This window comes from Streptomyces sp. CC0208 (assembly GCF_003443735.1).
Classification (GTDB): domain Bacteria; phylum Actinomycetota; class Actinomycetes; order Streptomycetales; family Streptomycetaceae; genus Streptomyces; species Streptomyces sviceus.
On record NZ_CP031969.1, the window covers coordinates 7,443,045 to 7,456,188 of the forward strand.

Here is a 13,144-nt window from a genome sequence, read left to right on the forward strand (position 1 = left end):
TCGTCCAACCGCTGTGCCGCGGACCGGAGTTGCAACGGTGCGCAGAGCAGTCGTCCGTAGGTCGCACCGAGGGCATCGTACCTGCGGTGGTGTCGCTCGCCGTAGGGTGCCGCACAGGCCGTTTGACGAGGTGGGAGCAGATGAGGCGCACCGCGGGTGGTGACCGAGGGTGACCGAATCACGCCTCACGGCGTCCGGAAATCCGTGTGAGGGCAGAACGAAGCCCCCGATCACGGGGGAACAACCGGGGGCTTCGCGACTGCGGGCGGCCTCGAACGGCCGCACATTCAGAACGTAAGACCTGTACGGCCCCTCGGTCAAGCGGAGTTGGGCGACTCAGGCAAGTTCCTACTGGTGGGTCTTCACAGGTTCAACACATCGCCGTCGGACCGTCACCGTGGGTGACATCGTGGTCCGGTCCAACGGTCCCGGCCGCCCCTTTGGTGAGCGTGTATCCCTTCCGGCACTGCCGTACCAGGAGGTTGGCGTAGGGCCGGGAGGGGTCTTCGGCGAAATGCCGTTGCTCCGCCCTGACCCATCCCTCCCAGAACTCCCGCTGTTCCGCCCCGTCCCGGGAGCGGCCGCGTGCCCAGGACTCCTCGGGTGGCAACTCCATCCACAGCAGTCGCGCCAGGTGCGGCCGCAGCGCGCGCCGGCCCGCGCCGACCCCCTCCAGGAGGATCACCGGTGCGGGCGGCAGGGTCCGGGACGGTCCGAAGCGGCGGGCGTGCCAGTCGTAGACGGCGTAGTGCGCGGTCTCGCCACGGCCGAGCGGGGTGATCACCTCGTCCAGCAGCCGCCCGGTCCAGCCGAGGAGCGCCTCGTGGCTGGCGATGTCGTCGAGGTGCAGCACCGGCGCGCCGCCGAGGGCGTCGGCCAGCCGCCCGGCGAACGTGGACTTTCCGGAACCGGCGTGCCCGTCGACGCCGATCAGACGGACCGGGCCGCAGGACGGGGGCAGCCGGCGGAGCCGGGAGGCGAGGAAGTGGATGACGAGTTCCTGAGGTGCTCATACGGATGGGCGGTCGTGCCCGTCCAGTCTAGTGAGGGGCCTGTGATCGCCGCCGGAATCGCAGCTTCCCAGGTCATGCCAGTGGACGAGACCAATGTTCATGGGCGTGGCACGGGCCGAAGTGCTGGCCGGAGCATGCCGCCTCGTTCATAGTTGGCGCACAACCGTGCATCGGCCCGCTCCGAATCGGACACCTGGGGGTCTTCCCACCCATGAGCAGAGCCCAACAGCCGTCCCGTAGAACCGTTCTGGCTGTCGCGGTCGCCGCCGCGGTGGCAGGAGCCGCTAGCCCCGCGACCGCCGCGGACGACACCACCGCGGAACCCGACGACACCGCCGCCCGCCCGGTCGACAACCACGCCTGGACCACGTACACCGACTGGCGCGGTGGCACCGCCGACGGCACCCGTGCTGTCGCGGGCAGCCGCCCCGGTGTCGTGATCAGTGCCCCCGCGGGCACCACCGAGTACACCGACCCGCACACCAAAACCACCGCCACCTGGGAGTACGCGACCTGGACCTCGCCGGTCCACCCGCTCGCCGTGCCCTCGACCGAGGTGATCGCGTCCTGGAACGCCCACACCCCGGCCGGTACCTGGATCCAGATCGAACTCCAGGGGACCTACTCCGACGGCACGGCCACCCCCTGGTTCGTGATGGGCCGCTGGGCGGCCGGCGACGGGGACATCAAGCGGACCTCGGTCGACGACCAGACCGACGGCAAGAGCACGATCTGGACGGACACCTTCGCGATCGACGACCCGTCGACCGGGCTGCGCCTGGCCTCGTACCGGCTGCGGCTGACCCTGTACCGCAAGCCCGGCGCGAAGAACACGCCGACCGTCTGGCGGCTCGGCGCGATGGGCTCGGACGTTCCGGACCGCTTCACCGTGCCGGCCACCGTGCCCGGCGTCGCCCGCGAACTGATCGTCCCGCGCTACTCGCAGGAGATCCACAAGGGCCAGTACCCGGAGTACGACAACGGCGGCGAGGCCTGGTGCAGCCCCACCTCCTCACAGATGATCATCGAGTACTGGGGCGGCCGGCTCACCGAGGAGCAGCTGTCCTGGGTCGACCCGTCGTACGCCGACCCGCAGGTCTGCCACGCGGCCCGGTACACCTACGACTACCAGTACGCGGGCTGCGGCAACTGGCCGTTCAACGCGGCCTACGCGGCCACCTTCAAGGACCTCCAGGGCGTGGTGACCCGGCTCGGCTCGCTCACCGACCTGGAGACCCTGATCGCGGCCGGCATCCCGGCCATAACGTCCCAGTCGTTCCTCAAGGAGGAGCTCACGGGAGCCGGTTACGGCACCTCGGGCCACCTCATGACGGTGATCGGCTTCACCGCCGAGGGCGATGTGATCGCCAACGACCCGGCCTCGCCCAGCGACGAGGCGGTGCGGCGCGTCTACAAGCGGCGCGAGTGGGAGAACATCTGGCTGCGCACCAAGCGGTACAACGCCAGTGGCAAGGTCGTCTCCGGCACCGGAGGCGTCTGCTATCTGTACTTCCCCGCCTGCCCGACCCTGCGCCAGCGCAAGGCGCTCGCGGCGGTGGGCGTGCGCTGAGCCGCCGTGCGACGGCCCCCGGCATCCGTCGGGGGCCGTTCGCTGTGACCAAGGTCTCGGCCGCATAAGCGACGAGAGGTGGCAAGGTGGACGGATCGGCGGGGGGATCCGACCGTACTTCCGAGATCAGCGAGACGCCATGACCGCACACTCTGCCACCGCCGCCCGCACCCGTACCGGCGGCCCCGAGGACCACGGTCCCAAGGTCCTCGAACAGGTCGCGGGCTGGACCCTCGTCGCGGTGATCGCGATGCTGGTCACGCAGCTCGGTCTCCTGTGACCTGATCCACAAGTGACCTGACATACTGCGGATGTCCCGCCGCCAGCCCGAGACCAGGGGCGAAATTTGAATATCAGTGATCAGCGTGAAGCCGCCCGGCCGCGGGCCCGCGGCACCGAGCGCTCGGTTGCGCGCCGCGCCGAACTCATCGCCATCGGGCGGAAGTTGTTCGCGGACACGTCCTACGACGCGCTTTCCATGGACGACATCGCCAAGCAGGCGCATGTCGCCAAGGGGCTGATCTACTACTACTTCCAGTCCAAGCGGGGCTACTACCTGGCGATCATCCAGGACTCCGTCGCCGACCTGGTCACCTACGCGGCGAGCGGTCTGGAGATGGAGCAGGTGGACCGTGTCCACCGCACCCTGGACAGCTATCTGCGGTACGCCGAGCACAACCAGGCTGCCTACCGGACCGTCGTCAGCGGTGGTGTCGGTTTCGACGCCGAGGTGCACGCCATCCGGGACGGGGTGCGGGAGGCGATCGTCGCGACCATCGCCGAAGGGGCGTACGGCCGTACCGACATCTCCCCGCTGGCCCGCATGGGGCTGCTCGCCTGGGTGTGCAGTGTCGAGGGTGCCACCCTGGACTGGATCGACGGCCCGCCCCAGCTCTCCCGCGACACCATGCGCGACCTCCTGGTGAAGACGCTCGGCGCCTCGATGCGTGCCATCGAGGAGCTGGACCCGGCCCATCCGGCCCCGGAACCGGCCCGCCGCGGCGACTGACGGCCACGAGCTGGGGCGGAGGCTCGTGGTCCCCCGCCCCAAGTCCCCCGTGGGACCGGTCAGTTCATGACCTGATCCCGGCTAGTTGATCGATTTGATCAGCTCGCCGTTCGTGGTGTCCCCGCTCAGCTCCCAGAAGAAGGTGCCGCCCAGGCCCTGCTGGTTCTTGTACGTCATCTTCGTCGCGATGGTCGCGGGGGTGTCGTAACTCCACCAGTTGTTCCCGCACTTGGCGTACGCGGTGCCGCCGACCGTCCCCGTCGCCGGGCACTTGGACTTCAGCACCTTGTAGTCGTCGATGCCCTGTTCGTAGGTGCCCGCCGCCGGGCCCGTCGCGGTGCCGCCCGGCGCCGACTGGGTCACGCCGGTCCAGCCGCGGCCGTAGAAGCCGATGCCGAGCAGCAGCTTCGAGGCCGGGATGCCGAGGCCCCTGAGCTTGGCGATGGTCGCCGAGGTGTAGTAACCCGCCTTCGGGATGCCGGAGTAGGAGTTCAACGGTGAGTGCGGGGCCGTCGGTCCTGCCGCGTCCCAGGCGCCGAAGTAGTCGTACGTCATCGGGTTGTACCAGTTGACGTACTGGGCCGCGCCCGCGTAGTTCGCCGCGTCGATCTTGCCGCCGGCCGTGGCGTCCGCGGTGATCGCGGCGGTGACCAGCGAACCGCTGCCGAACTTCGCACGCAGCGCCGCCATCAGGTTCTTGAACGCCTCCCTGCCGCTGGTGTCACAGGTGTTGCCGCAGGCGTTCGGGTACTCCCAGTCGATGTCGATGCCGTCGAAGACGTCGGCCCACTTGGAGTTCTCGACCAGGTCGTAGCAGGACTGGGCGAACGCGGCGGGGTTGCGGGCGGCCTCGCCGAAGCCGCTCGACCAGGTCCAGCCGCCGAACGACCAGATGACCTTCAGGCCCGGGTGCTTCTTCTTCAGCTCGCGCAGTTGGTTGAAGTTGCCCCGCAGCGGCTGGTCCCAGGTGTCCGCGACCCCGTCCACGGATTCGGCCGCCGTGTAGGTCCGGTCGGTCGCCGCGTAGGCGTCGCCCATCGCGCACTTGCCGCCGGTGACGTTGCCAAAGGCGTAGTTGATGTGGGTCAGCTTCGCCGCCGAGCCGGAGGTCTCGATGTTCTTGACGTAGTACTTGCGATCGTAGGTGCCCCATTCGGTGAAATAGCCGACGACCTTGGAGCCGGCCGCCTTCACCTGCGGAGTCGCGGCGGCCGCGGTGGCGCTGTTCGCGCCGGCCAGCAGGCCCGCGCCGAGGACCGCGCAGCACGCGGCGGAGATCAGCGCCCGGAAGCGGGCGCGGTGGGGAAGGTGCATCGGTGTCTCCTCGTGGGGGAGAGGGGAACGCCAGCCGTTTGGCATGAACGCGATGAAGCGCTGCCGGAAGAGTAGGAGGACTAGACCACCCGGTCAATGGTTCGGACCAATCCCGGGTCGATTCGGGACCGCTTGTCGGCGCCCTGAGATATCTTGAAGTGAGCGGTCGTTAACCAGTGACCGGGTGTCTCCTTTCGGGCATACTCACAGGGCGCAGCCGCTGGTCAGCAGCTTCCGTGACCCGGGAGCCGCGAGCAGCGACCGGCGTCCAGTGAGACCTGCGGAGCCGCCCCACCCCACGGCGTGCGCCCGCCAGCGCCCTACAGGGAGGAGAGCGTCGCCATGCCCGACCGCGCCCCGCAGCCGGTGGACCGGCAATTGCCCACGGACGAGGCCCGGGATCTGATCTCGCTCGTCCGCGACATCGCGCAGCGCGAGATCGCTCCGAAGGCGGCCGAGGAGGAGGACGCCGGGCAATTCCCGCGCGAGGTCTTCACCCTGCTCTCCCGCACCGGCCTGCTCGGCCTGCCCTACGACTCCGAGTACGGCGGCGCCGACCAGCCGTACGAGGTCTACCTACAGGTCCTCGAGGAACTCGCCGCGGCCCGCCTCACCGTCGGCCTCGGCGTCAGCGTGCACACCCTCGCCTCCTACGCCCTCGCCACCTACGGCAGCAAGGAGCAGCAGGTCGAGCATCTGCCCGCGATGCTCGGCGGCGGACTGCTCGGCGCCTACTGTCTCTCCGAGCCCTCGTCCGGCTCGGACGCGGCCTCGCTGCGCACCAGGGCGGCCCGGGATGGCGACGAGTGGGTGATCACCGGCACCAAGGCCTGGATCACCCACGGCGGGGTCGCCGACTTCTACACCGTCATGGCACGCACCGGCGAGGAGGGCCCGCGCGGGATCACCGCGTTCCTGGTGCCCGCCGACGCGGACGGCGTGAGCGCCGCGGCACCGGAGAAGAAGATGGGCATGAAGGGCTCGCCCACCGCCCAGGTCCACTTCGACGCAGTGCGCGTCCCGGACGTCCGGCGCATCGGTGACGAGGGGCAGGGCTTCGCGATCGCCCTGTCCGCGCTCGACTCGGGACGGCTCGGCATCGCGGCCTGCGCGATCGGGGTGGCCCAGGCGGCCCTCGACGAGGCGGTCGGTTATGCGACCGGGCGACTGCAGTTCGGGCGGCCGATCGCCGACTTCCAGGGGCTGCGCTTCATGCTCGCCGACATGGCGACCCAGATCGAGGCGGGCCGGGCGCTGTACCTCGCGGCGGCGCGGCTGCGTGACGCCGGGCGGCCCTTCGCCAAGCAGGCGGCCATGGCCAAGCTGCACTGCACCGACACCGCCATGAAGGTCACCACCGACGCCGTCCAGGTCCTCGGCGGCTACGGCTACACCGCGGACTTCCCGGCCGAGCGGTACATGCGCGAGGCCAAGGTCCTCCAGATCGTCGAGGGCACCAACCAGATCCAGCGGATGGTCATCGCCCGCCACCTAGCGGGTCCGGAGACCCGCTGAACTGACCTGGCCTGACCTGCGGCGCCGCGAGCCGAACCCATTCCGGGTCGTGGCGCCCCGGCAGCGTGCGCCCGCCGCTCGCCCAGGTGCGCATCAGATCCCGGTAGATGGGCGGGTCCTGGGGTGCCGGCGGGGCCGGGCGATAGGGGGACGGGGTCGGCGGAAGCGATTCTGCGACCGGTGCATACGTACGGGTCATACCGGGGCAACGCGGAAGTCGGCGGCCGGGTCACGCTGTCCGCAATCGACCGTGAGTTCGCGGGCGTCCGGCCGAGCAATCTGGCCAGTGACAGCGGCCTGACGTACCGTCAGCCAATCGTCGGCAGGGAGGTTGGCCATGACCGACGACCGCCCCGTACCGCTCGACGAGTACCCCGTGCACCAGGAACCGCCCCTGCGGTCCTGCGCGTTGCGGCTCGCCGCGGACTCCTCGGCGTACACCGTCTTCCCGGTGTACGACATGGTCCGCCAGTACCGCACGATGCTCGCGGTGGCCCGCTGCACGGACCTGCCCATGCCGAGGGTGCAGTGGCTGGAGGAGGACCCGGACCCGCTCGGGGCGCCTTCCTCGTCATGGAACGCGCGCGAGGGCGCGTGCCGCCGGACGTCGTGCCCTACACCTACGAAGGCAACTGGCTGCACGCCGCGAGCGACGCCGAACGGGAGCACCTGGAGGCGGCCACGATCGGGTTGTTGGCCCATCTGCACGACCAAGTCCCCACGGGGGAAGCGGCGTTCCTGGAACTGCCCGGCGAGGGTGACACACTGCGCCGCCACGTCACCGCCCAACGCGCCTACTACGACTGGGTGGTCGACGGACTCGCCCGCTCACCCCTCATCGAGCAGGCCTTCGACCGGCTGGAGGAACTCTGGCAGACCGACCCGGGCCCGCCCGTCCTCAACTGGGGCGACGCACGCATCGGGAACGTGATCTACGACGGCTTCGACGACCTCGCGCGGGGCCAGGGCCGCCATCTCCCAGTCCAGGACGGCGACGGGCCCGGGCTGCCGGACTTCCTGCGCCGCGACCGGATCGAGGCCCGTTACGCCGAACTCACCGGCCACACACCGCACGACATGGACTTCTTCACGCTGTACGCCGCGCTGCGGCACGCGATCGTCATGCTGCGCATCGCCTACCGCCAGGCGCACTTCGGCGAAGTGGCCGTACCGGCGGACCCGGACACACTGATCCTGCACCACGGCAGCCTGCGGGCCATGGTGCAGGGCAGTTACCGGGATTGAGCGAGGCGGCTCAGGCGGCCTGACGGCGCATCACCGGCACACGCAGGGGGCGCGAACCGGGGCCGCCGACGTGCGAGAACGGCTGGGTCCGCCAGTCGAGCCCCTGAGGGAGCGTCAACAGCAGGGCCGTGTCCTGCTCCTGGGGCTCCGCCGACTCGTCCGCGGACCGGGCCTCGGAGGCCTTGCGGCCCGTACCGGCGCAGACCGTGAGGCCGAACGGATTCCACGGCGAGGCGCACAGCGCGTGCTCCGGCAGCGTCTCCTCGTCCGCCAGCAGGGCGATGGGCTGTGCGCAGTCCGGGCAGATCACCCGGTACATCTCGAAGGTGTCGTACGCGTCGAAGTCGTCGTCGAGGGCGTCGGGTTCGACGCCCTCCGGCTCGAACTCGACTACCTGGAGGCGCTTGGGCGCGGTACGACCAGGACGCTGAAGACTCTGCATTGGGTTCTCCCCCTCGGGCTGGGCCGTGAAGGCGCTGCGGCCTCGACCACAGCAAGCACTTCCCGTCCGGTCGTGGCGGTAATCACGAGAACATCACAGGGGCCGTTCGGAGGGTGTGGCCTTCGTCACATGCCGCTCGCAGATGCCCGTGGCGGTGGCTTTGTCCCTCAGGAGACGCACAGGCACCTCCCGGTCACATCACGAACCGGGCATGACCTGGGGCGCTCGGGTATCCGAGGAGATCAGGCGCACTGTAGGTTCTTGCGCCATGGAGGAGCTGGACCGACAAATCGTGCAGCTGCTCGTCAAGGACGGGCGGATGAGTTACACGGACCTGGGCAAGGCCACGGGCCTGTCCACCTCGGCCGTGCATCAGCGGGTGCGGCGGCTGGAGCAGCGTGGTGTCATCCGCGGCTATGCCGCGGTGGTCGACCCGGAGGCGGTGGGCCTGCCCATGACGGCCTTCATCTCGGTGAAACCGTTCGACCCCAGCGCCCCCGACGACATCGCGGACCGCCTGGCCGGCGTCCCCGAGATCGAGGCGTGCCACAGCGTCGCGGGCGACGAGAACTACATCCTGAAGGTGCGGGTGGCGACCCCGCACGAGCTGGAGGAGCTGCTGGCGCGCGTGCGGTCCCTGGCGGGGGTCTCGACGCGGACGACGGTCGTGCTGTCCACTCCGTACGAGGCGCGCCCGCCGCGCATCTGAGGTCGCCCCAGGTGCGGTTCCGGCGGATCGACGGGAGAAACTGTCGGTCATGAGTGAACGCACCCCCGAGCCGACCACCGTCCTCCTCCGCCGCGGCGAGGTCCACAGCCCCGCCGACCCGTTCGCCACAGCGATGGTCGTGGAACGGGGCCAAGTCGCCTGGGTCGGCTCGGAAGGCGCCGCGGACGCCTTCGCGGACGGCGTGGACGAGACCGTCGACCTGGACGGAGCCCTCGTCACCCCCGCGTTCACCGACGCACATGTGCACACCACTGCCACCGGCCTCGCCCTCACCGGCCTCGACCTCTCCGACGCCCCCTCCCTGGCCGCGGCTCTGCGTCTCGTGCGAGAGTTCGCGGCCGCCCGCCCGAACGACCACGTCCTCCTCGGCCACGGCTGGGACGCCTCCCGCTGGACCGACGGCCGCCCTCCCACCCGCGCGGAACTCGACGAGGCCGCAGGCGGCCGCCCTCTCTACCTGAGCCGCATCGACGTCCACTCGGCGGTGGTGACGACCGCCCTCCTCGACATGACCTCCCTCGGGGCGGTGGACGGCCCCCTCACGGCCGACGCCCACCACGCCGTCCGCGCGAAGGCGCTCGGTTCCGTCTCCCCGGCCCAGCGCGCGCAGGCCCAGCGCGCCGCCCTAGCCCACGCCGCCTCCCTCGGCATCGGCACCCTTCACGAATGCGCAGGCCCCGAGATCTCCTCCGAGGACGACTTCACGGGTCTGCTGCGGCTCGCGAACGAGGAGCCGGGCCCGCGGGTGGTCGGTTACTGGGCGGAGCAGGATGTCGACAAGGCACGCGAGCTCGGGGCGCTCGGTGCCGCCGGAGACCTCTTCGTCGACGGCGCCCTCGGCTCCCACACCGCGTGCCTGCACGAGCCGTACACCGACGCCGACCACTCCGGCCGCGCCTACCTGGACGCCGCCGCCGTGGCCTCCCATGTCGCCGCCTGCACCGAGGCGGGCCTCCAGGCCGGCTTCCACGCGATCGGCGACGCGGCGGTGACCGCCGTGGTCGAGGGAGTGCGCGCCGTCGCGGAGAAGCTCGGCCTCGCCCGCGTCCGTGCCGCCCGGCATCGCATCGAGCATGTCGAGATGCTCACTCCCGAGGCCGTCGCCGCCTTCGCTGAACTCGGTCTGACCGCGTCCGTCCAGCCCGCCTTCGACGCCCTGTGGGGCGGCGAGGACGGCATGTACGCCCGGCGCCTGGGCAAGGCGCGGGCGAGCCGTCTGAACCCCTTCGCGGCCCTCCTGCGCGCCGGCGTGCCGCTCGCCTTCGGGTCCGACAGCCCCGTCACCCCCCTCGACCCGTGGGGCACGGTCCGGGCGGCCGCCTTCCACCGCACCCCCGAGCACCGCGTCTCCGTGCGTGCCGCCTTCACCGCGCACACCCGCGGCGGCTGGCGGGCGGTCGGCCGCGACGACGCGGGCGTCCTGGTGCCCGGCGCCCCCGCCGACTACGCCGTGTGGCACACCGGCGAACTGGTCGTGCAGGCCCCCGACGACCGGGTCGCCCGCTGGTCCACGGACCCCCGTTCCGGCACCCCCGGCCTGCCCGACCTGACGCCGGGCCGTGACCTGCCCGTCTGCCTGCGCACCGTGGTCGGCGGACGGACGGTCTTCGTACGGCCGGGCGAGTGATCTCCGGGGGTGGCGCGGTATCGATCGGACCCCGCGCTGCTGTCGCGCGACCTGCGCATCCTCCGCCCTGACCAGGGCATTGTCGGAAGATGCGCAGGTCGAACGACTGTTGACAGCCGACGGCAGGAGGCCGGTAGGTTCGGCCGGGTCCACCACCGGACGCCCGACCGGGGAATTTCCATCCAGTCGTCGCAGCGCCGCTGGGTCAGGGACGGTGTGCCGCACCGGAACACCGCCACTGGGAGCCAGGCTCAGCGCTCGCGCCACGACGAGGGAACGTTCCGTCCGGCCGGGGAGGTGTGACCCGGGTGGGGCCCGGGCGCTCAGTAGACAACGGCTTTCGGTCGACCCGCAGCCAGCGGGCCCCAGGTCGGCCCGAAGAGCGCCGGGCCCCCATCCGCAGCGAGGGGGGCGATTCAGCCATAGCGGCCGAAAATACTAGTCTTACCCCGCTCTTGTGGAAACGACACCAGCATACGAACGCCTTGTCACGTCATCGCAGGCCGTGCGCACTATGGTGGACGCCTGCGCAATGACTCGAAGGGGCAGCGGTGAACGACGGCGACGGGACCCACGCGGGGCAGGAGAGGCGATTCGGCCCGCTCGGCACGACGTTGGTGATCATTCCGACTTACAACGAGGCGGAGAACGTCAAGGCCATCGTCGGCCGGGTGCGCCAGGCCGTCCCGGAGGCACACGTCCTCGTGGCCGACGACAACAGCCCCGACGGCACCGGCAAGCTGGCCGACGAACTGGCCGTCGAGGACGACCACGTCCAGGTCCTGCACCGCAAGGGCAAGGAGGGCCTCGGCGCCGCCTACCTCGCGGGCTTCCACTGGGGCCTGGAGCACGGTTACGGCGTTCTGGTCGAGATGGACGCCGACGGCTCCCACCAGCCCGAGGAACTGCCCCGTCTGCTGACCGCTCTGAAGGGCGCCGACCTGGTTCTCGGTTCCCGCTGGGTGCCCGGCGGCCGGGTCGTGAACTGGCCCAAGTCCCGCGAGTTCATCTCCCGCGGCGGCAGCCTCTACTCCCGCGTCGCCCTCGACCTTCCCCTCCGTGACATCACGGGTGGCTACCGCGCCTTCCGTCGCGAGACCCTGGAGGGCCTTGGCCTCGACGACGTCGCCTCCCAGGGCTACTGCTTCCAGGTCGACCTCGCCCGCCGCGCGGTCAAGGCCGGCTACCACGTCGTCGAGGTGCCGATCACCTTCGTGGAGCGCGAACTGGGCGACTCCAAGATGAGCCGCGACATCCTCGTGGAGGCCCTTTGGCGGGTCACCACCTGGGGTGTGGGGGAGCGGGTCGGCAGGCTCACCGGGCGGGGAAAGCGCGCACAGCCGTAGTCCCGTGACCTCACGGACGGGGTCGATCGTCCCCTTATGCCGTGCTGAGCCGTGCCCAGGCACACTGGACGTATGACGACAGGCGCTTCGACCCCCACGTACCCCGCCCGGCCCCGCCGCTCCCGTGTGCGCACGTTCCTGCCGCTGGGCATCGCCGCCTGGCTGGTGCTGGAGATCTGGCTGCTGTCCGTGGTCGCGGGCGCGGCGAGCGGTTTCGTGGTGTTCCTGCTGCTGGTCGCCGGCTTCGTGCTCGGCTCGGTGGTCATCAAGCGGGCCGGCCGCCGCGCCTTCCAGAACCTGAACGAGGCGCTCCAGCGGGGCGGCGCCCCCTCGGGCTCCGGCAGCAGTGGCAACGGCCTGATGATGCTGGGCGGCCTGCTCCTGATGATCCCCGGCCTGCTCTCCGACGCGGTGGGGCTCCTCCTGCTGATCCCGCCGGTCCAGAAGGCCGTCGGCCGCTACGCCGAGCGCACCTTCGACCGCAGGATCCGCGCCGCCGTCCCCGGCACCCTGGGTGACGCCTTCCAGCAGGCCCGTATGCAGCGTCCGGACGGCAAGGTGGTCCAGGGCGAGGTCATCGTCCGGGACGAGCCGGGCGGCGACTCCTCGCGGGAGCAGCGCCCGCCGCTCACCCGCTGACCCGGGCGCGGACAGCACAAACCGCGGGCGCGGTACGTGAGTCACGTACCGCGCCCGCGGTTACTTGTGTATGCGCTTGTTCCCGCTCAGGCCGACTTGCGGCTGTCCCGGGGATGAACAGCGATGTTCATCGCGCCGGAACGCAGAACCGCCAGACGCTCCTCGAGGACCTCTTCGAGTTCCTCTCGGGTGCGTCGCTCCATCAGCATGTCCCAATGTGTACGCGCGGGCTTGGCCTTCTTCTCTTCAGGGCCGTCGCCGTCCACGAGGAGTGCCTGGGCCCCGCAGACCTTGCACTCCCACTCCGGCGGGATCTCCGCCTCGACCGAGAAGGGCATCTCGAAGCGGTGCCCCTTCTCGCATGCGTACTCCACGGCCTGGCGCGGGGCCAGGTCGATGCCGCGGTCCGTCTCGTAGCTGGTCACCACGAGGCGCGTGCCGCGAAGAGCTCGCTCACTCATGAATCGTGCCTCCCGGGCTTGTCGCCCACAGGACAGGTGTCGCTGTCGTCGTCATACCGGTCAACGTCCGGTCGGCGGTAAAGATTCCCGTTCCGGGTCCCGTCCCGGGCAATGCGTCGCCGTCGTAGCCGCCCCTTGTTGTACCCACCAGCGCCCGGTTTGTCACATCTGCAAGCAGATGTCACCCAGCGCTTCAGTATCTTTGACGCGCAGTAACGGTACGCCTGGCAGGC

The 13,144-nt window shown here is 70.5% G+C and carries 13 protein-coding genes and 1 pseudogene; 9 read left to right on the top strand and 5 right to left on the bottom strand.

Translation table 11 applies throughout. The features are described 5' to 3' along the window. Positions 1-370: 370 nt before the first annotated feature. Positions 371-991, bottom strand: a complete 621-nt coding sequence (locus D1369_RS34225; protein ID WP_082319368.1) for a hypothetical protein — start codon at positions 989-991, stop codon at positions 371-373. A 233-nt stretch (positions 992-1,224) separates the two neighbouring features. Here D1369_RS34225 and D1369_RS34230 point away from each other — a divergent pair, with 233 nt between their 5' ends. The 3 genes from D1369_RS34230 (at position 1,225) to D1369_RS34240 (ending at position 3,592) form a co-directional block, all read left to right on the top strand. Beyond that, on the top strand, positions 1,225-2,583 hold the full coding sequence (locus D1369_RS34230; RefSeq protein WP_037899287.1) for a peptidase C39 family protein: 1,359 nt from the start codon (positions 1,225-1,227) through the stop codon (positions 2,581-2,583). Positions 2,584-2,722: 139 nt separating this feature from the next. Next, complete coding sequence (locus tag D1369_RS34235; RefSeq protein WP_007380632.1) at positions 2,723-2,863, top strand: SCO1431 family membrane protein; 141 nt, start codon at positions 2,723-2,725, stop codon at positions 2,861-2,863. A 66-nt stretch (positions 2,864-2,929) separates the two neighbouring features. Continuing rightward, positions 2,930-3,592 (top strand): TetR/AcrR family transcriptional regulator, encoded by a 663-nt coding sequence (locus D1369_RS34240; RefSeq protein ID WP_007380631.1) that lies wholly within the window; start codon positions 2,930-2,932, stop codon positions 3,590-3,592. An 81-nt stretch (positions 3,593-3,673) separates the two neighbouring features. Here the strand turns inward: D1369_RS34240 and D1369_RS34245 are convergent, their stop codons facing one another. Next, positions 3,674-4,906 (bottom strand): glycoside hydrolase family 18 protein, encoded by a 1,233-nt coding sequence (locus D1369_RS34245; RefSeq protein ID WP_037899286.1) that lies wholly within the window; start codon positions 4,904-4,906, stop codon positions 3,674-3,676. A gap of 342 nt (positions 4,907-5,248) precedes the next feature. On the opposite strand from D1369_RS34245, the gene D1369_RS34250 reads away from it, so the two are divergent. Beyond that, complete coding sequence (locus D1369_RS34250; protein WP_007380629.1) at positions 5,249-6,421, top strand: acyl-CoA dehydrogenase; 1,173 nt, start codon at positions 5,249-5,251, stop codon at positions 6,419-6,421. On the opposite strand, the gene D1369_RS44135 is transcribed toward D1369_RS34250, so the two are convergent. Further along, positions 6,384-6,620, bottom strand: coding sequence for a hypothetical protein (locus tag D1369_RS44135; RefSeq protein WP_082319367.1), 237 nt, complete (start codon positions 6,618-6,620; stop codon positions 6,384-6,386). The genes D1369_RS34250 and D1369_RS44135 overlap by 38 nt on opposite strands. Before the next feature lie 180 nt (positions 6,621-6,800). Here D1369_RS44135 and D1369_RS34260 point away from each other — a divergent pair. Then, a pseudogene (locus tag D1369_RS34260) lies at positions 6,801-7,666 on the top strand (phosphotransferase family protein); the annotation flags it as partial. A 10-nt stretch (positions 7,667-7,676) separates the two neighbouring features. Here D1369_RS34260 and D1369_RS34265 read toward each other — a convergent pair. Further along, complete coding sequence (locus D1369_RS34265; RefSeq protein ID WP_007380627.1) at positions 7,677-8,108, bottom strand: hypothetical protein; 432 nt, start codon at positions 8,106-8,108, stop codon at positions 7,677-7,679. Positions 8,109-8,376: 268 nt separating this feature from the next. Here D1369_RS34265 and D1369_RS34270 point away from each other — a divergent pair, with 268 nt between their 5' ends. The 4 genes from D1369_RS34270 to fxsA all read left to right on the top strand — a co-directional run bounded on the left by D1369_RS34270 (position 8,377) and on the right by fxsA (position 12,450). Then, on the top strand, positions 8,377-8,817 hold the full coding sequence (locus tag D1369_RS34270) for an Lrp/AsnC family transcriptional regulator (protein WP_006136660.1): 441 nt from the start codon (positions 8,377-8,379) through the stop codon (positions 8,815-8,817). A gap of 49 nt (positions 8,818-8,866) precedes the next feature. After that, positions 8,867-10,465: an amidohydrolase gene (locus D1369_RS34275; protein ID WP_118082800.1), complete on the top strand. Its 1,599-nt coding sequence runs from the start codon at positions 8,867-8,869 to the stop codon at positions 10,463-10,465. A gap of 551 nt (positions 10,466-11,016) precedes the next feature. Further along, positions 11,017-11,811 (top strand): glycosyltransferase, encoded by a 795-nt coding sequence (locus D1369_RS34280; protein WP_007380624.1) that lies wholly within the window; start codon positions 11,017-11,019, stop codon positions 11,809-11,811. A 72-nt stretch (positions 11,812-11,883) separates the two neighbouring features. Then, complete coding sequence (gene fxsA, locus D1369_RS34285; RefSeq protein ID WP_007380623.1) at positions 11,884-12,450, top strand: FxsA family membrane protein; 567 nt, start codon at positions 11,884-11,886, stop codon at positions 12,448-12,450. Between the two features lie 86 nt (positions 12,451-12,536). Here fxsA and D1369_RS34290 read toward each other — a convergent pair whose 3' ends face one another. After that, the gene (locus D1369_RS34290) at positions 12,537-12,911 is read right to left on the bottom strand and encodes an RNA polymerase-binding protein RbpA (protein ID WP_003977404.1); all 375 of its coding nucleotides are present in this window, start codon (positions 12,909-12,911) and stop codon (positions 12,537-12,539) included. Between the last annotated feature and the right edge of the window lie 233 nt (positions 12,912-13,144).

Excerpts from the sequence above, each read along its gene's own strand:
- D1369_RS34230 (WP_037899287.1), top strand. The coding sequence starts at position 1,225 with ATGAGCAGAGCCCAACAGCCGTCCCGTAGAACCGTTCTGGCTGTCGCG.
- D1369_RS34235 (WP_007380632.1), top strand. The coding sequence starts at position 2,723 with ATGACCGCACACTCTGCCACCGCCGCCCGCACCCGTACCGGCGGCCCC.
- D1369_RS34245 (WP_037899286.1), bottom strand. The coding sequence starts at position 4,906 with ATGCACCTTCCCCACCGCGCCCGCTTCCGGGCGCTGATCTCCGCCGCG.
- D1369_RS34250 (WP_007380629.1), top strand. The coding sequence starts at position 5,249 with ATGCCCGACCGCGCCCCGCAGCCGGTGGACCGGCAATTGCCCACGGAC.
- D1369_RS44135 (WP_082319367.1), bottom strand. The coding sequence starts at position 6,620 with ATGACCCGTACGTATGCACCGGTCGCAGAATCGCTTCCGCCGACCCCG.
- D1369_RS34265 (WP_007380627.1), bottom strand. The coding sequence starts at position 8,108 with ATGCAGAGTCTTCAGCGTCCTGGTCGTACCGCGCCCAAGCGCCTCCAG.
- D1369_RS34270 (WP_006136660.1), top strand. The coding sequence starts at position 8,377 with ATGGAGGAGCTGGACCGACAAATCGTGCAGCTGCTCGTCAAGGACGGG.
- D1369_RS34275 (WP_118082800.1), top strand. The coding sequence starts at position 8,867 with ATGAGTGAACGCACCCCCGAGCCGACCACCGTCCTCCTCCGCCGCGGC.
- fxsA (WP_007380623.1), top strand. The coding sequence starts at position 11,884 with ATGACGACAGGCGCTTCGACCCCCACGTACCCCGCCCGGCCCCGCCGC.
- D1369_RS34290 (WP_003977404.1), bottom strand. The coding sequence starts at position 12,911 with ATGAGTGAGCGAGCTCTTCGCGGCACGCGCCTCGTGGTGACCAGCTAC.